Source organism: Cupriavidus sp. OV096, assembly GCF_900115455.1.
Taxonomy (GTDB): Bacteria; Pseudomonadota; Gammaproteobacteria; order Burkholderiales; family Burkholderiaceae; genus Cupriavidus.
On sequence record NZ_FOWM01000008.1, the window covers coordinates 44,212 to 67,322 of the forward strand.

The 23,111-nt window shown below is 69.2% G+C and carries 19 protein-coding genes; 5 read left to right on the forward strand and 14 right to left on the reverse strand.

The features are described from left to right. The first annotated feature begins 1 nt into the window (after position 1). A complete protein-coding gene (locus BM115_RS18115) occupies positions 2-811 on the forward strand; it encodes a phosphate/phosphite/phosphonate ABC transporter substrate-binding protein (protein ID WP_092296997.1) in 810 nt (269 codons plus the stop codon). Between the two features lie 12 nt (positions 812-823). On the opposite strand, the gene BM115_RS18120 is transcribed toward BM115_RS18115, so the two are convergent. The 3 genes from BM115_RS18120 to BM115_RS18130 are packed head-to-tail and all read right to left on the reverse strand — an operon-like array spanning position 824 to position 3,937. Beyond that, positions 824-1,663 carry a citryl-CoA lyase gene (locus BM115_RS18120; RefSeq protein ID WP_092297000.1) on the reverse strand — a complete coding sequence of 280 codons (840 nt, stop codon included), beginning with the start codon at positions 1,661-1,663 and terminating at the stop codon, positions 824-826. Continuing rightward, the gene (locus BM115_RS18125; protein WP_092297003.1) at positions 1,660-2,883 is read right to left on the reverse strand and encodes a CaiB/BaiF CoA transferase family protein; all 1,224 of its coding nucleotides are present in this window, start codon (positions 2,881-2,883) and stop codon (positions 1,660-1,662) included. The genes BM115_RS18120 and BM115_RS18125 overlap by 4 nt, the downstream gene beginning before the upstream one ends. 22 nt (positions 2,884-2,905) lie before the next feature. After that, positions 2,906-3,937: a Bug family tripartite tricarboxylate transporter substrate binding protein gene (locus tag BM115_RS18130; RefSeq protein ID WP_092297006.1), complete on the reverse strand. Its 1,032-nt coding sequence runs from the start codon at positions 3,935-3,937 to the stop codon at positions 2,906-2,908. 216 nt (positions 3,938-4,153) lie between these two features. Between BM115_RS18130 and BM115_RS18135 the strand changes: the two genes are divergently transcribed. Then, positions 4,154-5,404: an Hsp70 family protein gene (locus tag BM115_RS18135; protein ID WP_092297010.1), complete on the forward strand. Its 1,251-nt coding sequence runs from the start codon at positions 4,154-4,156 to the stop codon at positions 5,402-5,404. A 33-nt stretch (positions 5,405-5,437) separates the two neighbouring features. Here the strand turns inward: BM115_RS18135 and BM115_RS18140 are convergent, their stop codons facing one another. The 8 genes from BM115_RS18140 to BM115_RS18175 form a co-directional block, all read right to left on the reverse strand. Next, entirely contained in the window at positions 5,438-6,136 is a 699-nt protein-coding gene (locus BM115_RS18140) for a phosphorylase (RefSeq protein ID WP_255370890.1), read from the reverse strand. Beyond that, positions 6,133-8,151 carry a squalene--hopene cyclase gene (gene shc, locus BM115_RS18145; RefSeq protein ID WP_092297013.1) on the reverse strand — a complete coding sequence of 673 codons (2,019 nt, stop codon included), beginning with the start codon at positions 8,149-8,151 and terminating at the stop codon, positions 6,133-6,135. The genes BM115_RS18140 and shc overlap by 4 nt, the downstream gene beginning before the upstream one ends. A gap of 78 nt (positions 8,152-8,229) precedes the next feature. After that, a complete protein-coding gene (hpnD, locus tag BM115_RS18150; RefSeq protein WP_092297016.1) occupies positions 8,230-9,078 on the reverse strand; it encodes a presqualene diphosphate synthase HpnD in 849 nt (282 codons plus the stop codon). A gap of 201 nt (positions 9,079-9,279) precedes the next feature. After that, positions 9,280-9,885 (reverse strand): DUF2889 domain-containing protein, encoded by a 606-nt coding sequence (locus BM115_RS18155; RefSeq protein WP_092297429.1) that lies wholly within the window; start codon positions 9,883-9,885, stop codon positions 9,280-9,282. Positions 9,886-9,979: 94 nt separating this feature from the next. Then, positions 9,980-11,128 (reverse strand): porin, encoded by a 1,149-nt coding sequence (locus BM115_RS18160; protein ID WP_092297020.1) that lies wholly within the window; start codon positions 11,126-11,128, stop codon positions 9,980-9,982. A gap of 276 nt (positions 11,129-11,404) precedes the next feature. Next, a complete protein-coding gene (locus BM115_RS18165; protein WP_092297023.1) occupies positions 11,405-12,061 on the reverse strand; it encodes a hypothetical protein in 657 nt (218 codons plus the stop codon). A 13-nt stretch (positions 12,062-12,074) separates the two neighbouring features. Further along, positions 12,075-13,202: a CaiB/BaiF CoA transferase family protein gene (locus BM115_RS18170; protein ID WP_092297026.1), complete on the reverse strand. Its 1,128-nt coding sequence runs from the start codon at positions 13,200-13,202 to the stop codon at positions 12,075-12,077. An 87-nt stretch (positions 13,203-13,289) separates the two neighbouring features. Beyond that, positions 13,290-14,252: a tripartite tricarboxylate transporter substrate binding protein gene (locus tag BM115_RS18175; protein ID WP_092297028.1), complete on the reverse strand. Its 963-nt coding sequence runs from the start codon at positions 14,250-14,252 to the stop codon at positions 13,290-13,292. A gap of 286 nt (positions 14,253-14,538) precedes the next feature. Between BM115_RS18175 and BM115_RS18180 the strand changes: the two genes are divergently transcribed. The 3 genes from BM115_RS18180 to BM115_RS18190 all read left to right on the forward strand — a co-directional run bounded on the left by BM115_RS18180 (position 14,539) and on the right by BM115_RS18190 (position 19,574). Continuing rightward, positions 14,539-17,346 carry a winged helix-turn-helix domain-containing protein gene (locus tag BM115_RS18180; protein WP_092297030.1) on the forward strand — a complete coding sequence of 936 codons (2,808 nt, stop codon included), beginning with the start codon at positions 14,539-14,541 and terminating at the stop codon, positions 17,344-17,346. 162 nt (positions 17,347-17,508) lie between these two features. Beyond that, on the forward strand, positions 17,509-18,594 hold the full coding sequence (locus tag BM115_RS18185; RefSeq protein ID WP_092297031.1) for a Zn-dependent alcohol dehydrogenase: 1,086 nt from the start codon (positions 17,509-17,511) through the stop codon (positions 18,592-18,594). Between the two features lie 59 nt (positions 18,595-18,653). Next, entirely contained in the window at positions 18,654-19,574 is a 921-nt protein-coding gene (locus BM115_RS18190; protein ID WP_092297033.1) for a TauD/TfdA dioxygenase family protein, read from the forward strand. A 75-nt stretch (positions 19,575-19,649) separates the two neighbouring features. On the opposite strand, the gene BM115_RS18195 is transcribed toward BM115_RS18190, so the two are convergent. Genes BM115_RS18195 through BM115_RS18205 form a run of 3 tightly spaced genes read right to left on the reverse strand, consistent with a single transcriptional unit; the run spans position 19,650 to position 22,880 of the window. After that, a complete protein-coding gene (locus tag BM115_RS18195; RefSeq protein WP_092297035.1) occupies positions 19,650-20,480 on the reverse strand; it encodes an SDR family NAD(P)-dependent oxidoreductase in 831 nt (276 codons plus the stop codon). Positions 20,481-20,516: 36 nt separating this feature from the next. After that, complete coding sequence (locus BM115_RS18200; RefSeq protein ID WP_092297037.1) at positions 20,517-21,704, reverse strand: lipid-transfer protein; 1,188 nt, start codon at positions 21,702-21,704, stop codon at positions 20,517-20,519. Positions 21,705-21,740: 36 nt separating this feature from the next. After that, positions 21,741-22,880, reverse strand: coding sequence for an acyl-CoA dehydrogenase family protein (locus tag BM115_RS18205; RefSeq protein WP_092297040.1), 1,140 nt, complete (start codon positions 22,878-22,880; stop codon positions 21,741-21,743). Between the last annotated feature and the right edge of the window lie 231 nt (positions 22,881-23,111).

Below are 23,111 nucleotides of genomic sequence, written 5' to 3' on the forward strand. Positions count from 1 at the left end.
GATGACGCACGGCGTTGCCTCGACGCGCATGTACAACGCCACGCCGGCAGTGGCCGAGGCGTGGCAGCGGCTGTTCGTGCAGGTCTTCGCCGATCTCGACTGGCCGGTGCGTGTGATTCCGCACGCCTGGCCGGCCTCCCTGAAGGCGCTGTGGCAGCGGCGCGACCTGGTATGCGGCTTCATGTGCGGACTGCCGTTCGCGGAACACGTCGCGCCCGTGGTGCCGCTGGTGGCGCCGGTGCCGGCGGTGGAGGCGTACGGCGGGCTGCCGCGCTATCGGAGCGAACTGCTGGTGCGGCGCGAATGCGGCTGGCGCAGCCTGCCCGATACCTTCGGGCAGCGCTTCGGCTGGATGGTGCCGCATTCGCAGTCGGGCTATCAGGCGGCGCGGCTGCTGCTGGCCCCGTACGCGGGAGAGTCGGGCAGCGCGCTGTATTCGGCCTCGGTCGGCCCGCTCGACACGCCGCCGCGCGTGCTGGAGGCGTTGCAGGGGCGACAGATCGACGTGACCGCCCTCGACAGCTATTTTCTCGAACTCGTACGAAAGCATGAGCCGGCGTGGCTGGCCGGGGTGGACACCATCGCCGTCACGCCGTGGACGCCGATCCCGCTACTGGTAGCCGCCCAGACCCTGCCGGCGCCGGACCGGGAGCGGCTCGTGGACAAGCTGTGCAGCCTGCACGAGGACGCCCGCTACGCCGGATTGCTTGAGGCGGTGGTGGTGCAGCGCTTCGTCGTGCCCGACGTGGCCGCCTACGACAGCCTGCCGCTGGCAGCGGCAGGGGCGACGCAGTATCCGGAGATCCGCTGACGGCGTCTCGGGCTATTGCGCGCCCGGCACATCCCGCTGCGGCACGCCGTCGTACGTCCAGATGAACTGGCGGGGGATCGGGCCCTTATTGCGGCCACCTTGCTGGGTTTGTTCCCAGGCGTGGGAGAGGATGCCGACCGAGCGCGACAGGCAGAACAGGCCGCGCGCGAGCGGGGCCGGGAAGCCCAGTTCGGCGTAGATCACCGCCGTGGCGCCGTCGATATTCATCGGAATCGGCTTCTCCCGGCCGGCGCCGAGCGCCTGCTCCACCGCGCGGGCGATGCCCGCGTAGCGGCCGGAGACCACACCGGCGGCGGCCGCCTGATCCACCAGCGCCAGCAGGCGCGGCGCACGCGGGTCGAGCGGGTGGAAGCGGTGCCCGAAACCCGACACAAACTTGCCGCGCAGCTCCCGGTAGGCCTGCAGCGCCGCCGCCACGGCTGCCTCGCGCGTGGCGCCGGCATCCTCGCGCTGCGCCACGTCCTGATACAGCTCCACCGCCTGCTCGCCGGCGCCGCCGTGCACGTCGCCCAGCACGTTCACGGCCGATGCCATCGCGTTGTTCAGCCCCACGCCGCACGTGGCCGCCATGCGCGCAATCGCGATGCTCGGCGCCTGCGGGCCATGGTCCACCGCCGCCATCAGCGCGGCGTCGAGCAATTCGCCCTGGCCGGGCCCCGGCAGGTCGCCGCGCAGCATCAGCCAGATCATCTGGGCGAAGGAGACATTGCCAATCAGTTGCTCGATGGGGTAGCCGCGATAGCGGATCTCGCCCGGCTTCATGTCGATGATTTCGGTGTGCCACCAGTCCTGCGAGGCCTGCTGGCCGGCGTCGATCGTCTTGTCGCTCATAGCGCGCGCTCCTGTTTCAGGGTGTCGATGTCGGCGTCGGCGTAGCCGAGTTCGACGAGGATGTCGCGGGTGTGCTGGCCCAGTTCGGGCGGCGGGGTGTCCACGGCGGGTGCCTGCCCGTTGACCTTGAAGCCGGTGCGCACCAGCCGGATGTCGCGGCCCACGCCGGGCACATCGGGGAAATCGCCGATCATGCCGCGGTCGCGCACCTGCGGATGGGCCAGCGTGTCGGGCACGTTCAGCACCGGCCCGGCCGGCACGCCGGCCTCGTTCAGCCATTGCCACCAGACCGTGGCGGGCTCGCGGGCCAGTTCCGCCTCCAGCGCCTCCGTCAGCGCGCGGCGGTTGGTCAGCCGGGCCTGGCGCTGCGCGAAGCGTGCATCGGTGGCCAGTTCGGGGCGGCCCACCACGCGGCACACGGCCTCGAACTGCTCCTGCTTGTTCGCGGCGATGTTGAGCAGGCCGTCGCCGGTGCGGAAGGTGCCGGACGGGCTGGCCGTCATGTTCTCGTTGCCCATCGGCGAGGGCGCCTTGCCGGCGATCAGGTGGTTGGAGACCACCCAGCCCATCGTGGCGAGCGTGGCTTCCAGCATCGACACGTCGAGGAAATAGCCCTCGGTGCGCGTGGTGTCCGCCAGCGACGCCGCGATGGCGAAGGCCGCCGTGATGCCGCCGATGGTGTCGGAGACCGGATAGCCCACGCGGTACGGCGCGGTTTCCGGGTCGCCGGTGATGCTCATCACGCCCGACATGCCCTGGATGATCTGGTCGTAGGCAGGCAGGTCCGAGAGCGGGCCGTCCTGGCCGAAGCCCGAAATCGCGCAGTAGATCAGGCGCGGATTCACGGCCTTCAGGTCTTCATGGCCAAGGCCGAGCCGCTTCATCACGCCGGGCCGGAAGTTCTCGACCAGCACATCGGCGCTGGCCACGAGCTTGCGGAACACCTCCTTGCCGCGCGCGTGCTTGAGGTTGAGCGTGATCGAGCGCTTGCCCGGGTTCTGGGCGAGGAAGGACACGCCCATCAGGCGCTGGTTCAGGTCGGCATCGGCGCCAAGCTGGCGCGCGAGGTCGCCGGTGCCCGGCGTCTCCACCTTGATCACCTCCGCGCCCATGTGCGCCAGCTGATGGCAGCAGAACGGGCCGGCCAGCACGTTGGTGAGGTCGAGCACGCGGATGTTGCGGAGCGGCTTGTTCGGTTGCGGGTGCGGGTGCGGTTGCATGACGGGTCCTGCCTTGAAAAGATTACTCAGCCTTGGCGCCGGACTCACGCACGATGGTGCCCCAGCGCGTGTTCTCGGCCTTGATGACGCTGGCCAGGTCGGCGGGGCTGCCGCCGCGCGGCTCGCTGCCTTCCTCGCGCAGCCTGGCCACGGTGTCCGGGTCCTTCAGGGCCTTGTTCACCTCGGCGTTCAGGCGTTGCACCACCTCGGCGGGCGTGCCGGCCGGGGCCACGAGCGCCTTCCAGTCCTCGGCCTGGAAGCCGGCGTAGCCCTGTTCGGCCACGGTGGGCACGTTGGGCAGCAGCGGCAGGCGCTTGGCGGAGGTCACGGCCAGCGCGCGCAGCTTGCCGGCCTTGAGCATCGGCAGGGCGATGGGCGGCGTGGCGAAGTAGAAGTCGGTCTGGCCGCCCATCAGGTCGGTCAGCGCCGGGGAGGCGCCCTTATACGGCACGTGCAGCGCCTTGATGCCGGCGCGGCGCTGGAACATCTCGCCGGTCAGGTGGCCCACGGTGCCGGTGCCGGCGGACGCCATCGACAACTGCTTGGCCTTGCCCGCCGCCACCAGATCGGCCAGCGTCTTGAACGGCGCATCCTGCCGCACGATCACCACCACCGGCTGGGCGGATACCAGCACCACGGGCGTGAAGTCGCGGACGGCGTCGTACGGCATCTTGGGATAGAGCGACGGATTGATGGCGAGGTTGGCGGTCTGGCCCATGCCGACCGTGTAGCCGTCCGCGCGGGCCTTGGCCACCGTATCCAGCCCGATATTGCCGCCGGCGCCGGCGCGATTCTCGACCACCACGGTCCAGTGCGTGGCCGCCCCGACCTTGTTGAAGACGAGGCGCGACAGCACGTCCGTGCCGCCAGCCGGCGGGAACGGCACCACCAGCCGCACGGGCTGGTTCGGCCAGGCATCGGCGGCCAGCGCGGCGGGAGCGCCGGTCAGCAGCGGGGCCGCAAGCAGCGTCACCGCCAGCGCGCGGGCCGGCAACGGAAGGCTGGAACGGAGGCGGGAACGAAGGCGGGAACGGATCGGGGCGGAACGGAACATGCGGGTGTCTCCTGCGGTTTTCGTGTGTCCGGATGTGCTTTGAGAAGTTCTGTAAGATAGAACATCGATCTTAAAGAAGGAACACGCGAAGGATAGGAGGACGCGACGGGGCATGTCAAGTCGGCAATGACGAGGGGGTGGGCATGGCCATTGCGTCTGCCTGAGCCGTCCGGCTCCACTACAATAGCGGCCCAGAATTGAAAGGTAGGCAGAACAATGTCCCACGCTTGCGGTCTCGACTTCGGCACGTCCAACTCCACGGTAGGCTGGCTGCGCCCCCACCAGCCGGTGCTGTTGCCGCTGGAAGATGGCAAGACCACGCTCCCGTCGGTGATCTTCTTCCATGCCGAGGACCCGCTGGTCAGCTATGGGCGCGCCGCGCTGGGCGACTATCTGGCCGGCTACGAGGGCCGGCTGATGCGCTCGCTCAAGAGCCTGCTCGGCACGTCGATGATGGACGACAGCACCGAGGTCATGGGCCAGGCCATGCCCTTCCGCCAGCTGCTGGCCCATTTCATCGGCGAACTGAAACGCCGCGCCGAACTGGCGGCCGGCACCACGTTCACCAAGGCGGTGCTGGGCCGGCCAGTGTTCTTTATCGACGAAGACCCCAAGGCCGATCAACTGGCCGAGGACACGCTGGGCGAGATCGCCCGCGCGGCGGGCTTCCAGGAGATCGCGTTCCAGTACGAGCCGATTGCCGCCGCGTTCGACTACGAGGCCGGCATCTCGGGTGAGGAACTGGTGATGGTGGCCGACATTGGCGGCGGTACGTCCGACTTTTCGCTGGTGCGGCTGTCACCGGACCGCGCCAAGAAGCTCGACCGCAAGGCCGACATCCTGGCCAACGGCGGTGTCCATATCGGCGGGACCGACTTCGACCGCGCCCTGAGCCTGGCCAGCGCCATGCCGCTGCTGGGGCTGGGCAGCCAGCTACGCAACGGCAAGGAAATGCCGTCGAGCCAGTATTTCGATTTGGCGAGCTGGCACACCATCAACCTGCTCTACACGCGCAAGGCGTGGTCGCTGGTGATGGATAACTACCGTGACGCCGCCGAGACCGAGAAGCTGGACCGCCTGATCCGGCTGATCAAGGACCGCGCCGGCCACTGGCTCGCCATCCAGGTAGAGGCGGCCAAGATCGCGCTGTCCGAGGAAGAAAAGACCTGGGTGGACCTGCACCGCATCGCCCCGGACACCCAGCTGCTGATTACGCGCGATGACTTCGATGGCGCCATCGCCAAGCTGGTGACGAAGACCGAGAGCACGGTACGCCACATGCTGGACACAGCCGGCGTGACGGCGGATCAGGTCGATACGATCCTGTTCACCGGCGGCTCCAGCAGCGTGCCGCTGCTGCGCCAGCGCCTGGCGGAACTGCTGCCGGGCGCCAAGCGCGTGGAAGGGGATCTGTTCGGCGGCATCGGCTCAGGCCTCGCGCGCGATGCGGCGCGGAAGTTTGGCTGAGTTGGTTGGCCGGTTCGCCGGTTAGGACGAGTCCTAAGCCAGCGCCGACGCAGGCAAGCCGAATTCCTCGCCCAGCGCCCGGCGGGCGGCTTGCAGCGCGCGGCGGGCTGCCGCGGCGTCCTGGCCCAGGCGCAGCAGGCCGGGCAGGTGATGGGGGGCCTTGAGCAGGCCGATGAGGATGGCGCCGATATCGGTGCTGCCATCGGCGCCCATGCCGGCCACGGCCAGCGGTGGCACGGGGCGGTCGGCCGGGTCCACCACCACGCGCAGCGCGGTGAAGGGCAGGCCGTGCGCGCGGGCTATGCGGGCGGCGATGTGCGATTCCATGTCTACCGCCAGCGCGCCGTGCAGGCCATGCAGCGCGGCCTTGTCCGCCACGGTGGTCACGGCGGTGTCGGCGCCGGCCAGCAGGCCGGGCACCGCCTGCGGCAGCGCGCGGCGTAGGGCGGCGCTCCAGAACGGGTCGGTGCGGAACGATTCGGCGCCAGCGCGCACGCCGGTGGCCACGATGACCGTGCCCGGCGGCAGCGTCGGGTCGAGCCCGCCCGCCACGCCAAAGCTGATCACCCCCGCGAAGCCGCCCGCGCGGCCATGCTTCAATGCCTGGTCGAGGGCCCGCGCCAGCGCGGCGTCACGGCGGCCGTACAGCGTTTCGATACCGGGGCCGGCTGCGATCTGCGCCTCGAAGCGCATGCCGCTCACCGCCAGCACCGGGGCGTGGGCGGGGCTCACAGGCCCCACGCCACGGCGTGGTTACCCTCGCGCAGCAGGTTGCGGAAGCGCGCCAGCGCCCACAGCGGGAAGAAGCGTGCATAGCCGTGGTAGCGCAGGTAGAACACGCGCGGGAAGCCCACGGCCGTGAAATACGGCTCGTCCCAGAAACCATGGCTGGCCTGCGTGCGCAGCAGGAATTCCACGCCGCGCACCACCGCCGGATGGTCGCCGGCGCCGGCTGCCATCAGGCCCAGCATGGCCCAGGCGGTCTGCGAGGCCGTGCTCGGCGCGCGCTCGTAGCCGCGATAGGCGATCTTGTAGCTGTCGCCCGACTCGCCCCAGCCGCCGTCCGGGTTCTGGATCGACAGCAGCCACTTGGCCGCGCGCTGCACTTCGGGCGCGTTGGCGCCGATGCCGGCGGCGTTCAGGCCGCACAGCGCGCTCCACGTGCCATAGATATAGTTGGTGCCCCAGCGGCCGAACCAGCTGCCGTCCGCTTCCTGCTCGTCCAGCAGGTAGCGCAGCGCGCGCGCGGCGGGCTCGCTGTTGGCCGGCATCTGGCCGAGCTGGCAGAGCATGGCCAGGCAGCGCGCCGAGACATCGGCCGTGGGCGGGTCCAGCAGCGCGCCGTGGTCGGCGAACGGGATGTTGTTCAGGTAGAGATGGGTGTTCTCGGGCTCGAAGGCGCCCCAGCCACCGTTGCTGCTCTGCATGCCGACGACCCACTCGCAGGCACGCGCCACGGCGGTCTTGTAGCGGTCGGTCCGGTCGCCCTTGTCGGCGCGGTCCATCGCGGCGGCCACCACGGCGGTGTCGTCCACGTCCGGATAGTGGGCATTGGCGTACTGGAAGGCCCAGCCGCCGGGCCGCACGTCCGGGCGGCGCACGATCCAGTCGCCCTGGAGGTCGAGTTCCTGCAGCGGCACCAGCCAGTCCAGGCCGCGCACGGCGGCGGCGATGGCGCGCGGCTCGCCCACTTCCAGCAGCGCGTGGCTGGCCAGCGAAGTGTCCCAGACCGGCGACAGGCAGGGCTGGCAATAGGCTTCATCGTCGCGGACGACCAGCAGCTTGTCGATCGAGCGGCGCGCAATGGCGCGGTTCGGGTCGCTCTCGGGCACGCCGAGCACGTCGAACATCAGCACCGAGTTGACCATCGCCGGGAAGATGGCGCCGAGGCCGTCTTCGCCGTTCAGGCGCTCCACGGTGAACGTGCGGGCGCGCTCGATGGCCCGCGCGCGCAGGCTGCGCGGGAACAGCGGCTCGGCCACGCGCACCACGGCGTCCAGCGCGCGGAACACGCCCACCCAGAGCGGGCTCTGGTGCGGCGCGCGCGCCGGCAGCCGGGTGGACTGGGCCGGGCGCAGGAACAGTTCGTCGATGCCGATCTTGCGCGGGTTGCGCGCCCGCGGACGCAGGCTGTTCAGCACCAGCAGCGGCACGATCACCGTGCGCGCCCAGTACGAGACCTTGGAGAGATGGAACGGGAACCACTGCGGCAGCAGCATGATTTCCACGGGCATCATCGGCACGGCCTGCCACGGCATCACGCCGTACAGGGCCAGCAGGGTGCGCGTGAAGACGTTGCTCGCCTCGGCGCCGCCCATCCCGTGGATGGCGGCGCGGGCGCGGCGCATGTGCGCGGCCTCGGGGTCGTCCCCGGCCATCTTGAGCGCGAAGTAGCCCTTCACGCTGGCGCTGATGTCGGAGGCGCCCGCGTGGAACAGCGGCCAGCCGCCATCGGCGTTCTGGATGCGGCGCAGGTAGTTGGCGATCTTGCCCTCGAGCACCGGGTCGGCCTGCTCGCCGAGGTAATGCACCATCAGGATGTATTCGGCCGGGATGGTGGCGTCGGCTTCCAGCTCATAGACCCAGTGGCCATCGGCCTGTTGCTGGGCGAGCAGGGTATCCACGGCATGGGCGATGCCGGCGTCGAGCGGGTCCGGCAGGGCAGGCTGGGCGAGCCGGTTCACGCTGGCAGCCAGCGCGTCGGTGGTGGCGAATTCGGGGCGGGTGATCGTTGCGGCCTGGTTCATCAATTCTGGGGGCACTTCTCTCTCTGCGGATGGCGCGCCGGGCGGCGGCCCATCCTCTTCCATATTAGGTGTGTCGGGTCAGGCAATGGCATGCCGGAGCAGGATCCACACGAGCTTGGCCTTGGGCACGCGCACACGCGTGCGCGGCGGCTGCCAGCCACGCGCCAGCAGGCGCGTGAGAATGCCGTGGTAGACCTCGAACATGATGCGCGGCGAGCGCACCACGCGCGCCGGGCAGCGCGCCATGATGGCGGCGGAGGCGTCGTAGTGAGCCTGCGCTTCCCGCGCCAGGCCCTGGCAGACCGTGCCAATGGCGGGGTGATGGATCACCGCGTGCGGCGTGCCGATCGGGATGCCGGCGGCGGCCAGCGCCTCGGCGGGCAGGTACAGGCGGCCGATGCCGGCGTCCTCGTCGATATCGCGCAGGATATTAGTCAGCTGCAGCGCGCGGCCCAAATGGTGCGCCAGCGCAATGCCGGGTGCTTCGTCGATGCCGAACACGCGTACGGCCAGCCGGCCCACGGCGCTGGCCACGCGGTCGCAATAGGTGTCCAGCGTGGCGGCGTCCGGCGCGACGATGGTCGACACGACGTCCATGATCATGCCGTCGATGACGTCGCAGAAGTCTTGCTGCTGGAGGTTGAATGCCTGAATCTGCACATTCAGCGGCTCAAGTGCGGCGGGCGCCCGGCCGGCGTAGCAGGCGGCGATGTCCGCGCGCCATTGATCGAGCGCGGCCAGACGGTCGGCGTGCTGGGTGTCGCCATCGGCAATATCGTCCACGGCGCGGCAAAACGCGTAGATCTCGAACATGGCCTGCCGCTGGGAGGCGGGCAGGATGCGCATGGCCGTGTGGAACGAGCTGCCCGATGACACGGCGGCTCCCGCGAGCGGGGCGCCTGGCGTTGCGATTTCAGTACCGGCCACGGGTTTCCTCGGCACGCTTGTCGGGTCCGCGGGGCCTGTCAGACGCCGTCCGGTGGACTGCCATGGAAACTGCGGGATGGCGCTGTGCGGACGGAGCCGCGGGCGGGGCGCGGATTCGGAGTTTTTTGAAGTCGGGCGATTATAACAACTTCATTGCAAGCGAGCGATGTGGCGAAATCCGCACTATATGTGGATGGACGATCACTCTTGCGGCGTGGACTCGCGTACCGGCGCTGCCCGGCGGTGCATCGGCCAGATAACCTGGGCGGCCTCGCCGTCCAGGCGGTAGGCGTGGCAGGTATCCAGCACCCAGGGCTGGGGCAGCGGGGTGCTGCCGTGGAGCTTGGTGTGCCAGGGCGTTTCCTCGCGCTGGATCGACATCATGGTCTGCATCGCCGTGGTGGCCAGCGGGCCGAGCAGGTCGGTCAGGTGCGTGCAACCGCGCACGCCGGCCAGCCGTTGCCGGGCTGCCTGATGAAAGCCCTTGCCGATGCGCAGCCCGATCAGGGTGGCGTAGGCGGCGTTGATCTCGGCGCAGTAAGGCGTGGGGCCGGTCTCGGTACGGGCGGCGAAGTGGTGGATCACCATGCCGGCATCGACGGTCATGGTCAGGTGCATCCGGTGCAGGTGGCCGCCGGCGGGCAGGTCGGTGAACGGCAGCTCGGTGGCGACGGCGGAGATGTCCTGCATCTCGGCCTCGATGTCGTAGCGCCCATCGTCGCGCAGGTAGCCGCGGCACAGGATGCTGCGGGTATGCCGCAGCGTACGGAAGGGGGGCGTGGTGGCGTCTGGTACGGCGTTGGCCATGGTCGTCATCCTTGGGACTGTGGGGGTCTGTCAGGGATGATGCCGTTCCCGGGGGGGTGGGGGTCCCCCCCAAGAACGGGTGGCCGGGGGGCGGTCAGAAGATCTGGCGCACGCCGATCGTGACGCCGACCATGTTCTGCTGGCCAGACATGGTCGGGTACTTGAAGGCGTAGGCCGTGGCCAGGCCGTCGAAGCTCAGCCCGCCGTTGTGGGCGTAGCCGACCGACATATAGACGTCGGTGCGCTTGCTGAAGTTGTAGGTGGTGGTGAAGGTGACCTGCTGCATATTGGGCGGATTGGTCTCGGCCGCCGTGGCCGTGGCGCGCGCGCCCTTCACGTCCGCGTAGTAGTAGGCCAGCGAGAGGCCCCAGGCCGGCGTGGCCTGGTAGTTCACGCCCGCCCACCAGTAGTCGTCACGCAGCAGCGTGGCGCCGCTGGCGAACTCGCCCTTGTTGTAGCGATAGCCAAGCGTGAACTTGAACGGGCCGGTGTTGTAGAGGCCCGCCGCGCCGAGCTTGGTCATCTTGCCCGGTGCGCCGACCTGCGCCGCCGGGCGCCATTCGTCGGCAGCAATCGCCAGGCCCAGGCCGGTGCCGTTCAGGTACATCAGCGAGGCGCCGTAGCCGGTGTTGTCCTTGAAGTTGCCCGGCACCTCGCCGGCGCCGCCGTTGGCCAGGGCGATGGCGGCGTTCTGCACGGCCACGCCGGTGCCGAACGAGAAGTGCGCGGCGGCCTGGATCGGGCCCCACTTGCCGATGTACTTGGCCATGTTGTCTTCGCGGTAGTTCAGGCCCATCCACCAGATGCCCGGCTCGTACGTGGCGGCGAAGCGCATCGGCGCGAAGTTGGCCATGCCCTCGAAGAACGAGGTGTACTGGCGGCCGAAGGTCAGCTTGCCGAAGGCATCGTTCTGCAGGCCGACGAACGACTGGCGATTGAACAGCGGTACGCCCTGCAGGGAACCGCTATCCCACTGGAAGCCACTTTCGAGCACGAACAGCGCCTGGTTGCCGGCGCCGAGGTCTTCCACACCACGCAGGCCCCAGCGCGAGGCGGACAGACCGCCCACGGAGGGCATGCCGACGCGGCTGCCGCCCTGGTTGGGCGTGGCGGCCGAGGCGGCGACCCGGTTGACGTACTCGATGGAACCATCGACCACGCCATACAACGTGACGCTCGTCTGCGCATGGGCCGTGATCGCGAGCGGGGCCAGCGCTGCCAGGGTAATGAACTTCCGTTTCATGCTTGAGGGTCTCCTTATCGTTCTAGGAACCAGCGCATTGGCTGGCTGCGCGTCCGCTTTCACGGCGCACGCACAGTAAAGCGCGGATGCCCTTCAAACCTGCCCACTCCCGATGGGCGGACTGTGGCATTTGCGCACTACCCATCCGTGCAGACCCTTACCTCCTTCGCACGCTGTCTTGCCCAACGTCGCCCAAAAAAAATCCGACCCTGAGGTCGGAGTAAAGGCCATCGCCGGAACCGACATCCAGCGATGGAGGGCCTGTTCAGGAAAGCTTCAGCGGTACAGCGGGGCCGCATGCCGGGCGGGTACCACGGCCCAGACGGCAAACGGTTCGAACGGGGGCACGCGCCGCACCCATTGCGTGGCGCAGGTGCCGCAGCGATACCGGCATTCGGCCGCCCCATGGGGCCGGGGCGGCTCGTTGACGCCGTCCCGCGCCAGTTCGGCATGCGGGGTATAGCGGCGGATGTCCTGGCGCAGGTCGTCGCAGTCGCCACACATGTCGGGCGCGACGGCTGGCGATGTCGATGGCGCTGCCACAGACGTCGCCGGGGTGTCGTCGCGCATCGGACGGCTGCCCGGCGCGCGGCTCCATCGCTGCACGCTGGCCCAGTAGAGCGCGCGCAGGGCGCGGTCCGTGGTGCCGGCGGCGGTGCGCCGGCCGATCTCCAGATGCCCCTGCTGGAGCAGCCCCTGCTCCGCGCCGCAGGCCAGGCAGACCAGTTGCCGCCGGCCTTGCGCCTGCCGGATCCACTGGTCGAGCAGCCGCGCGCGCGAGGCCGCCGCATCGCGGCTGGGCATGCCATGCCGCGCCAGCGTGCGGTCCAGTTCATCGCGCACCGCGCGCACCTCCGCGATCAGGGCGGACAGCTTCGGCTGGAGGCGCCCGGCCGGTTGCGGCGCGGCGCCGCGTTGGGTTGCACTCGCCATCACAACGCTCCGCTCAAGCCTTGGCGGAAGAACGCCAGACGCTGGCGGCGCCTTGCGCCAGCCCGGCCGCGATTTCGGCCGTATGCTGACCGTGCGTCGGGATGGCGCCGGGCTGGCGCGCTTCGCCGTCGAAGCGCGGCGCCGGCGCGGCCTGGAGCCGGCCTTCGCTCTCCACATAGACGCCACGCGCCACGTTGTGCGGGTGCCTGGCCGCTTCCTCGGGGCTCAGCACCGGGCCGAAGCAGACGTCCGTGTTCTCCAGCAGCGCGCTCCATTCGGCGCGGGTGCGGCTGGCGAACAGTTCCGCGAAGTGCCGGTGCAGTTCCGGCCAGCGCTTGCGGTCCCACTGCCGTGCGAAGCGCGGATCCTCGGCCACGCCGAGCTTTTCCAGCAGCAGCGCGTAGAACTGCGGCTCGATCGACCCGACCGTGATGCTGTGCCCGTCCGCGCAGCGGTAGGTGGCGTAGAAGTGCGAGCTGTCGAAGATGTTGTCGCCGCGCTGGCCGGTGACGAAGCCCTTGGCCTGCGTGGCGAGCAGCAGTTGCAGCATGTGCGCCGAGCCGTCGACGATGGCCGCATCGACCACCGTGCCCTTGCCCGTGGCGCGCGCGTTGAGGATGCCGGACAGCAGGCCAATCGCCAGATACAGCGCGCCGCCGCCGATGTCGCCCACCACGGTGATGGCGGAGGAGGGCGGCTCGACCGGCCCGCCGTTGTAGTACAGCGCGCCCGACAGCGAGATGTAGTTGTTGTCGTGCCCGGCGGCCTGCGCCATCGGGCCGGACTGGCCCCAGCCGGTCATCCGGCCGTAGACCAGGCGGGGATTGCGCGCGTGGCAGGCATCGGGGCCCAGGCCCAGGCGCTCCATCACGCCGGGGCGCATGCCTTCGATCAGCGCGTCGGCGTCCTCGATCAGGCGCAGCACCAGCTCGCGGCCTTCCGGCGTCTTGAGGTCGGCCACGACCGAGCGCTTGCCGCGGTTGATCACGTTGCCTGCGGGGGGTGGCGTGCCCGTACCCGTGCCCGCGGGCAGGCTGCGTTCCACCGCGATCACATCCGCGCCGAGGTCTGCCAGATGCATGGCGCAAAACGGCCCGGGGCCAATACCGCAGATTTCCACGATCCTGATGCCAGACAACATGTGTTTCTACCGTTGGATGAAAGGAGGGGCCTAGGTTACGGTCAGGCCCTCCCACCCCCTCCCCCCCGCATCGGGTAGGTAGCGGGGTCAGTCCAGCCGGGCGCCCGTGCTCATCACCAGCCGCTGTTGCACCGGGTACATCGCCTCGTAGTTGGCCAGCGCCTGCTTGCTGCTGTTGCCGATCGGCTCCATGGCGATGGCGCGCATGCGGGCGCGGATCGGCTCCGAGGCAATCGCGGCGCGTGCAGCACTTTCCAGCTTTTCGACGACCGGGGCGGGCGTGTTGGCCGGCACCATCATCACCACGCGGCCGGTGACCTGGAACTCCGGATCGGTCAGGCCGGCCTCGGCCAGCGTCTGCACGTTGGGCAGGCCGGGCAGGCGGCGGTCCGACGCCACCGCCAGCACCTTGAGCTTGCCGGTTTCGACGAACGGCTTGGCGGCGAAGGCGGAGACGAAGGCGAGGTCGATCTGGCCGCCCACGAGGTCCTGGATCATCGGTGCCTCGCCCTTGTAGGCTACGTGCGTGATGTCGGCCTTGCGCGTGCGGGCCAGGTGCGAGCTGACCAGATGGCCGTAGGAGCCCACCCCCCACGAGCCGAAGCTGGCGTGGTGGTGCGCGGTCCAGTCCAGCAACTCCTTCATGTCCTTGGCCGGCACGTTCGGGCTGGCCACCAGCAACACGCCGGCGGTGCAGATCTCGGTGACGAAGGCCAGTTCCTTGCGGGTGTCGTACGGCAGCTTCGTATACAGGAACTGATTGTTCAGGATCGCCTGGGTCAGTGTGATGCTGACCGTGTAGCCATCGGCAGGTGCCTTGGCCACCACATTCGTGCCGATCATGCCGGACGCGCCGGGACGGTTTTCGACGATGACCGGCTGGCCGAGGCGCTTGCCCATGTCATCGGCCAGCGCGCGCGAGACAATGTCGGCGGCGCCGCCCGGGGTGAACGGCAGGACGAAGGTGATCGGGCGGTTGGGGTAGGGCGCTTGCGCCGCCGCGGCCTGGGCGAGGCATGCCAGTACGAGCATGCAGGTCTTCTTGAACATCGTGTCTCCTGGTCGGCGCGGTCAGGCCGCGCATCGTGATTTTTGGCGCTGCGGCGGGAAGGGGATCCCTGCCGCCGACGCCATCATGCACGGCGCCTGCGCGTCACGACCCACCCGGTCCGGGTGGACGTTGGGGAGGCCCGGGCCCCCGTGCGCGCCGGAAACCCAGGCGCGGCGCGGCCTCCAGACTGACCCCGATGGTCCGGGTGCTGGCGCGTCTCTATAATGCGGGGTTCCCATCGCGCAGAATCCTGCCTGGGTGACGAGCCCGGCACAATCGACACACATGTCTTCGTATGACCCGGCGCCGAAGCCATTGTCGGAGGCTTCCGCGCGCAACTTCGAGCCCATCGCCGGTACCAAGCTGGTACCGCCACGGCCCGCCCGCCGCCCGCTGGCGCGGGAGGCCCTTGCGGCGCGCCTGCTCGAAGCGCGGCACAAGCGCTGCGTAATCGTTCAGGGGCCGGCCGGGTGCGGCAAGACGTCCGCGCTCGTCAGCTGGCGTCAGTCGCTGGTGTCGCTCGGCTTCGAGGTGGCGTGGCTGTCCTTGTCCGAGGAGGACGACGATCCGGCCCGCTTCTTCGATTGCCTGCTCGCCAGCATCGGCTTGATCGATGCCGACATCGTCCGCGACGCGGCGTCGCTGGTGGGCGACGGCAGCGATGCCTCGGCCATCGAGCATTGGGTGGTCACGCTGATCGAGGCCATTGCCGCGCAGCCGCGCGACCTCGTGCTGATCCTGGACGATGTGCACCTCCTAGAGGACGCCCGCATCTGGCAGATGCTGCAATGGCTGTTCGACTATGCGCCGCCGCACCTGCACATCGTGCTCTGTTCGCGCGCCGCGTTGCCGCTCTCGCTGGCGCGGCTCGATTCGCAGGGACTGGTGGCCACGCTGGACCTGCGCGACCTGCGCTTCAGCCCCGAGGAGTCCGAAGCCTACCTGCGCGACCAGCTCGGCGAGATCTCGCCGCGTGACGCGCGCCGTCTGCACGAGCTGACCGATGGCTGGATCGCCGGCCTGCAGCTGTTTGCGCTCGACATCAAGGCCAAGCACGGCACCGGCACGCCGGGCTTCTTCCCCGGTTCCACCAGCACGCTGCGCGACGCCAGCGCCTTTGCCGATTATTTCGAGCACGAGGTGCTGCGCCAGCTTGGCACGGACGACCAGGAACTGCTGACCTGCGTGGCCATCTGCAGCCGCTTCTGCGCGCCGCTGTGCGCCACGCTGGTGGGCGAGCCGCGCGCCGTGGCGCGCATGACCACCCGGTTGGTGCGGCTGGACAGCAGCAACCTGTTCATCATCCAGGTCAGCGGCCACGACCATGAAAGCTGGTACCGGCTGCACCCGCTGTTGCGCGAGGTGCTGCTGGCGCGCGTGGCGCGCATGCCGCAGGCCCGGCAGCATGCGCTGCACGCGGCGGCGTGGCGCTGGTTCGAGCAGCGCGGGCAGGTGGAGGAGGCGGTCCGGCACGCGGTGATGGCCGGCGAGGCCGGCGCGGCGGCCGACGCGATCCAGACCTGCGCGCCCGAGTTGCTTGCGCGCGGTAGTTTCCGCCAGTTGAGTGGCCTGCTGCGCCTGCTGCCCGTCGCGCAGATCGAGTCGCGCTTCGCGCTGCAGCTGATGCAGGCCCACGTGGATTTGCGCTCGCTCAGGCTGGACGCCACCGCGCGGGCCATCCCCCGGCTGGAAGCCCAGGCCGCCGCGCTGGGCGCCCGCGAGCGCTTCGCGGTCATCGTGCTGCGCGGGGCCATGGCGCTGATGCGCGACGATATCGGCGCGGCGGTGGCCCTGCTGCCCGAACTCGAAGCCGCCCCGCCCGATGCCGACGATTTCGTGCTGACCTCGCGCGCCAACGTGCTGGGCTGGCTGCACATGCATCGGGGCGAGTACGAACGCGCCCGCCAGATACTGGCCGATGGCACGCATCACGGCGGTGGCGGCATGCTCAGCAACCTGATCGGGCGATGCCTGTCCGGCCTGAGCCTGTCGATCGAAGGCAGGATGCTCCAGGCCGAGCCCGTGTTCCGGCAGGTGCTGCACGAGGCCGACCAGCTTGGCGCCGAGTACGTCGGCGTGGCCCACATGGCGGCGGTGCTGCTGAGCGAGACGTTCTACGAACTCAACGAGATCGACGCCGTCTGCACGCTGCTGGAGCGGTGGATTGGCCAGCTGGAAACGGTGTCGGTGCCGGATGCGACGCTGCGCGCGCTGCTGATGCTGTCGCTGTCGCACCGCGTGGCTGGCCGGCGGCTGGAGGCCGCGGCCTGCCTGGACCGCCTGGAGGACTACGCGGTACGCAACAACCTCGACCGCCTGCTGGTGATGGCGCTCAACGTGCGCTCCCGCTGGCAGTTGCGCGAAGGCGAGACCGATCTGGCCGAGGCGACCATCGAGCGCGTGCGCAAGCTGGCCGCCGTCAACGCGGGCCGGACCGATGTGTGGGAGATCGCCGCGCACGCGCAGTTGGCCTGCATCGGCCTGGGCCTGCATCGGCATGATTTCGACGGGGCGCTGGCCCGGCTCCACCCGATGCTCTCCAGCCCGGTGCTGGCGTCGCGCGGCCGGCATGGCGCCATCGTCCATATGCAATGCGCGGTGGCCGAGAACGGCCGGGGCAATGGCCGTGCCGCGCGGGAACATCTGGTCGAGGCGCTGCGCCTGGGCCACCGGCTGGGCCTGCTGCGCAGCCTGCTCGATGCCACCTCGGGCGGCGTCACGCTGCTGCGCACGGTGCTGGCCGAAGGCACGCTCGATCCCGTACTGGCGTTTTATACGAAGCGGCTGCTCGAGGCATCGGGCCGCTGGCGCGAGCGCGAGGCGCCCGCCGCGCCGGCCCGCCGCTCCGCGCCGATCAAGGCCCTGAGCGAGCGCGAGACCGAGGTGCTGACCTTGATCTCCCAGGCGATGTCGAACAAGATGGTGGCGCGCACGCTGGCAGTCTCGCCCGAGACCGTGAAGTGGCACCTCAAGAATATCTTCATGAAACTGGGCGTGAGCGGACGCGACGAGGCGGTGGCGCTGCTGCGCGACCTCGCCGCCGATGCGCCCGCCAGCGGCAAGCCGTCCGCCAGCCGTCCGTCTTCCCAGTAGTTCCGCCGTACCGCTGCACCGCCACCCCCCACCCCCCCGTACCGGGGAGGGGTGACGCCGTCGCACCGCTGTAACGTCCAGATCCGTGGGCGGGCGTCCTTCCGGCATCTCTTTCGGCATGCCCGCCTGTTTGTCCGTCCCATCGCATTTAGAGGTTCAGCCATGAAAGCTGCGGTATTCCATCGTCCCGGCCAACCCCTCAGTATCGAGGACATCGCCATCGCCAAGCCCGGCCCGCGCGAGGTGCTGATTCGCACCCGCGCCGTCGGCGTCTGCCATTCCGACCTCCATTTCGTCGACGGCGTGTTTCCGCACCCGGCGCCGGTGGTGCTGGGCCATGAGGCCGCCGGCGTGGTCGAGCAGGTGGGCTCGGAGGTGCGCACCGTCAAGCCGGGCGACCACGTGGTGACCTGCCTGTCGGTCTACTGCGGCCACTGCGAGCACTGCCTGACCGGGCACCTGTCGCTGTGCGAGTCCCCCGACACCCGCCGGTCCAAGGGCGACGAGCCGCGCCTGGCCTACCAGCACAAGCCAATGCCGCAGTTCGCCAACCTGTCGGCCTTCGCCGAGCAGATGCTGGTGCACGAACACGCCTGCGTGGCGATCCGGCGCGACATGCCGCTGGACCGCGCCGCGCTGATCGGCTGCGCCATCACCACGGGCACCGGCGCGGTGGTCAACACCGCCAAGGTGGCGCCCGGCGAGACGGTTGCCGTGATCGGCTGCGGCGGCATCGGGCTGGCCGCGATCAACGGCGCGGCGCTGGCCGGCGCCGGGCGGATCATCGCCATCGACATGCTCGACAGCAAGCTGGAACTGGCGCGGCAGTTCGGCGCCACGGACCTGATCCAGGCGAAGGACATCGACGTGGTCGCGGCCGTGCGGGAGCTGACCGGGCAGGGCGTGCACCACGCTTTCGAGTGCATCGGCCTGAAAGCCACTGCCGAGCAGGCCTTCGGCATGCTGCGGCGCGGTGGCACCGCCACCGTCATCGGCATGATCAAGCCGGGCACCAAGCTGGAGATCGATCCCTTCCATCTGCTGTACGAGCGCCGCATCCAGGGCTCGATGATGGGGTCCAACCGCTTTCCGGTGGATATGCCGCGCCTCGTCGATTTCTACATGGCGGGCAAGCTGCATCTCGACCAGATGATTTCACGCCGCCTGCGGCTCGAGCAGATCAACGAGGCCTTCGACGAGCTGCGGCGCGGCGAACTGGCGCGCTCGGTGATCGTGTTCGACAGCTAAACCGCCCCGCACGTCCGCGCGGGGCTGCATTCCCACGACGATAAAACGAGGAGACAACCATGCAACCTGCAGCAACCGCCGTCGCCGAAGACGCGCCCCCCGCGCGGACCCCCGCCCAGGACACCGAAGCCTGGCCGTTTGGCGTGCGCCGCTCCACCCCGACGATCGGCGCCGAGATCACCGGCATCGACTTCGCCCGGCCGCTCGATGAAGAGACCCACCTCGCCCTGCGCCGCGCGCTGCTGCTGTACAAGGTGCTGTTCTTCCGCGACCAGCACATCACGCCGGCGCAGCACGTGGCCGCCGCGCGCCGATTCGGCGAGCTGGAGGTCCATCCGATGATCCCGCACCATCCGGAGCACCCGGAGCTGGTGGTGTTCGGCCGTGACGGCAGCGCGCGTGGCCGCGAAAACCTCTACCACTCCGACGTGACGTGGCGCCAGGTGCCGTCGATGGGCTCGATGCTGCGCTGCGTGAGCTGCCCGGAGGTGGGTGGCGACACCATCTGGGTGAACATGGTGGCGGCGTACGAGAACCTGCCGGACGAGGTCAAGACGAAGATCGCCCGACTGCGCGCGGTGCATGACGCCATGCCGACCTTCGGCCAGGCCCTCTCCGACGCCAAGGTCGAGGAACTGCGCAAGCTGTATCCGCCGATGGTGCATCCGGTGGTGCGCACCCATCCGGAGACTGGCGAGAAGATCCTGTTTGTCAATGAAGGCTTCACCACCCATTTCGACAACTTCAGCAAGGTGCAGCCGTACCGCATCGGCTCTGATTTCCGTCCCGCAGAGCTGGACCTGCTGCAATACCTGTTCCGCCAGGCCGCCGCGCCCGAGTATCAGGTGCGCCTGAAGTGGGAGCCGGACACCATCGCGCTGTGGGACAACCGCTCCACGCAGCACTATGCGGTGCAGGACTACTTCCCGGCGCCGCGCCATATGAACCGCGCCACCATCATCGGCGACCGCCCGGTCTGAGCGCGCGGGGCAGGGAATGAAAAACGGGGCGCATGCCGCAGTGGCATGCGCCCCGTTCTCATTGGAGCGAGGGGATCAGAACCCGCCGCGCCCACCGCCGCAGATGATGGTCTGGCCGGTGACGTAGTCGGACTCGGGGATGCAGAACATGAAGACCGAACCGGCGGCTTCCTCGGGCGTGCCCGGGCGGCCCAGTGCGATTTCCTTGCTGGCCTGCACGATGCGGTCCGGGTTCACGCCGACCTTGATGTCGCGCCCTTCGATGCTGACGGTCTTCTCTTCGGCGGTCGGCTCGGTCAGGCGCGTGGCGATGAAGCCGAACGCCACGCAATTCACGTTGACCTTCATGCGGCCCCACTCGCGGGCCAACGTCTTGGTCATGCCCATCACGCCGGCCTTGGCGGCCGAGTAGTTGACCTGGCCGGCGTTGCCCTGCGTGCCGGAGGTCGACGAGATATTGACCACCTTGCGGAACACCTCGCGGCCGTCCGCCGCCTCGGCCTTGCTGGCCTCGCGGAAGTAGGGCTGGGCGGCGCGCAGCAGGTTGAAGGGCGCCTTGAGGTGGCAGTCAAGAATCGCGTCCCACTGCTCGTCGCTCATCTTCTGGATCACGTTGTCCCAGGTGTAGCCGGCATTGTTGACGATGATGTCGATGCCGCCGAACGATTCCAGCGTGGCCTTGACGAGGCGGTCGCCGAAGTCCGGCGCCGTGACGTTGCACGGAAAGGCCAACGCCTGGCCGCCGGCGGCGCGGATCTCCGCCACGACTTCGTTGGCCGGGGCGGCGTCGAGGTCGTTGACGACCACGCTGGCGCCCTCATTGGCGAATTTCAGCGCGATGCAGCGGCCGATGCCGCGTCCCGCACCGGTGACGATGGCGACCTTGCCTTCCAGTTTCCTGCTCATGGTGTGACTCCTCTTGTCTCTTGTAGATGGGTAGCGTCAGTTCTTGCCGTAGAGCGTGACCACGCACGCACCGCCAAGACCGAGGTTGTGTTGCAGGGCCAGGCGCGCGCCTTCCACCTGGCGCTTGTCGGCCGTGCCGCGTAGCTGGTGGGTCAGTTCGTAGCACTGGGCCAGCCCGGTGGCGCCGAGCGGGTGCCCCTTCGACAGCAGGCCGCCGGACGGGTTGGTCACGACCTTGCCGCCATAGGTGTTGTCGCCGTCCATCACGAACTTCTCGCCCTCGCCGGTGGGGCAGAAGCCGAGCGCCTCGTAGCTCAGCAGCTCGTTCTGGGCGAAGCAGTCGTGCAACTCGCATACGTCGATGTCCTGCGGGCCGATGCCGGCACGCTCGTACACCTGCTTGGCGGCGGCGCGGGCCATATGGCCGCCGACGTAGCTGATCATCGAGGGCGGATCGAACGATTCCACCGGGTCCGTCGTCATCGACTGGGCCACGATGACCACATCCGAACGCAGGTTGTGCTTGCGGGCGAAGCGCTCCGAGACGATCAGCGCGGCGGCGGCGCCGCACGTCGGCGGGCAGGCCATCAGGCGAGTCATCACGCCGGGCCACATCACCTTGTCGTTCATCACGTCTTCGGTGGTCAGCACGTTGCGGAACAGCGCCAGCGGGTTGTTGGCGGCGTGGCGGCTGGCCTTGGCGCGGATGGCCGCAAAGGTCTCCATGCGCGTGCCGTAGCGCTGCATGTGCTCGCGGCCCGCGCCGCCGAAGCTGCGCAGGGCCTGGGGAATGTCCGTGACGTCCTCGGTCAGCTTCTTCAGGATCGGCTGGAAACGCGCGCGCGTGGGCGGGCGGTCGTCCCAGTGGGACTTCAGCGCGCCGGCCTGCATCTGCTCGAAGCCGAGCGCCAGCACGCAGTCGGCATCGCCCAGCGCCACGGCCTGGCGGGCCAGGTACAGCGCGGTGGAACCCGTCGAGCAGTTGTTGTTGACGTTGACGATGGGAATGCCGGTCAGGCCCACCTCGTACAGCGCGGTCTGGCCGCAGGTGGAGTCGCCGTAGACGTACCCCGCATAAGCCTGCTGGACCAGCTCGTAGCCGATGCCGGCATCGGCCAGCGCGCGGCGCACGGCTTCGGCGCCCATGTCGGTGTAGCTGGCGCTCGCGCCGGGCTTGGCGAACGGGATCATGCCCACGCCGCCGATGATGACTTTCTCGCTCATATCTATCCTCTCTCTATAGGGGGGAGCCGCCCGCCGTTACAGCTTGCGGGCAATCAGGTCGCGCATGACCTCGTTGGCGCCGCCCACCACGCGTGAGACGCGGTAGTCGGTAAAGGCCCGCGCGATGGGGTACTCGAGCATGTAGCCGTAGCCGCCATGGAGCTGGACCATATCGTCCAGACACTTCCACAGCGTCTCGGTGGCGTGCATCTTGGCGATGGCCGCCTCGTTCACGGTCAGCTTGCGGCGCAGGTGCTCGCCGAGGTAGTAGTCGACCATGGTGCGGATGGCCACGGCATGCGCCTTGGCGTCGGCCAGCTTGAAACGGGTGTTCTGGAAGTCCCAGATCGTGCCGCCGAAGGCCTTGCGCTCCTTCACATAGTCCACCGTGATGCCAAGCAGGCGCTCCAGCGCCACGGCGGCGTAGAGCGCGATGATCAGGCGCTCCTGGGCCAGCTCCTGCATCAGGTAGCCGAAGCCCTGGTTCACCTCGCCCAGCAGGTTGCTGGCCGGCACGCGTACGTTGTCGAAGAACAGTTCGGCGGTGTCCGCGGCGGGCTGGCCCACCTTGTGGAGCTTGCGGCCCCGGCGGAAGCCCTCGCGGTTGGTCTCCACCATGATCAGGCTCACGCCCTTGGCGCCGGCCGCCGGATCGGTCTTGCAGATCACCATGATCATGTCGGCGCTCGTGCCGTTCGAGATGAACGTCTTGCTGCCGTTGATGACCCACTCGTCCCCATCCCGGACTGCCGTGGTGCGGCAGGCCTTGACGTCGGAGCCGCCACCGGGCTCGGTGATCGCCACGGCGAGGATGGTCTTGCCGGCGCAGATGTCGGGCAGCCAGCGCTGCTTCTGTTCCTCGGTGCCCAGCCGCGCGATGTAGGGCGCGACGATGTCCGAGTGCAGGGAAAACCCCGAACCCGAGATCCCGGCGCGGTGCGTTTCCTCGAGCACGACCGCCGAGTGGCCGAAATCGCCGCCGCCGCCGCCGTATTCGGTGGGGATGGCCACGCAGAGCAGTCCTTCGCGGCCGGCCTTCAGCCAGCTCTCGCGGTCCACGCGGCCGTCCGCGTCCCACTGCGCCTGGCGCGGGGCGCATTCACGCTCGAAGAAGCGCCGCGCGCTCTCACGGAGCATTTCGTGGTCTTCACGGAAAACGGTACGGGTTACTTCCACGGCACACCTCCTCTTCTGGTTATGGTCGGCGCGGCGTTGGGGGCACGCGCGGCCTGACGGAGATGATGGAGGGGGGGAAGGGGGGTGCGGCCTCCCCGGTTTGGGGAGGGGCGCGGCGCCGGGGGGCAGGGCGGTGGCGACTACCCGATTCGGGGAGGGGTGGTGCGCAATGCGGCCCCGCATCATTTCGCTCACCGCAGGCAGCCCGGGAGCCGCCAGGCGCTTGTCAAT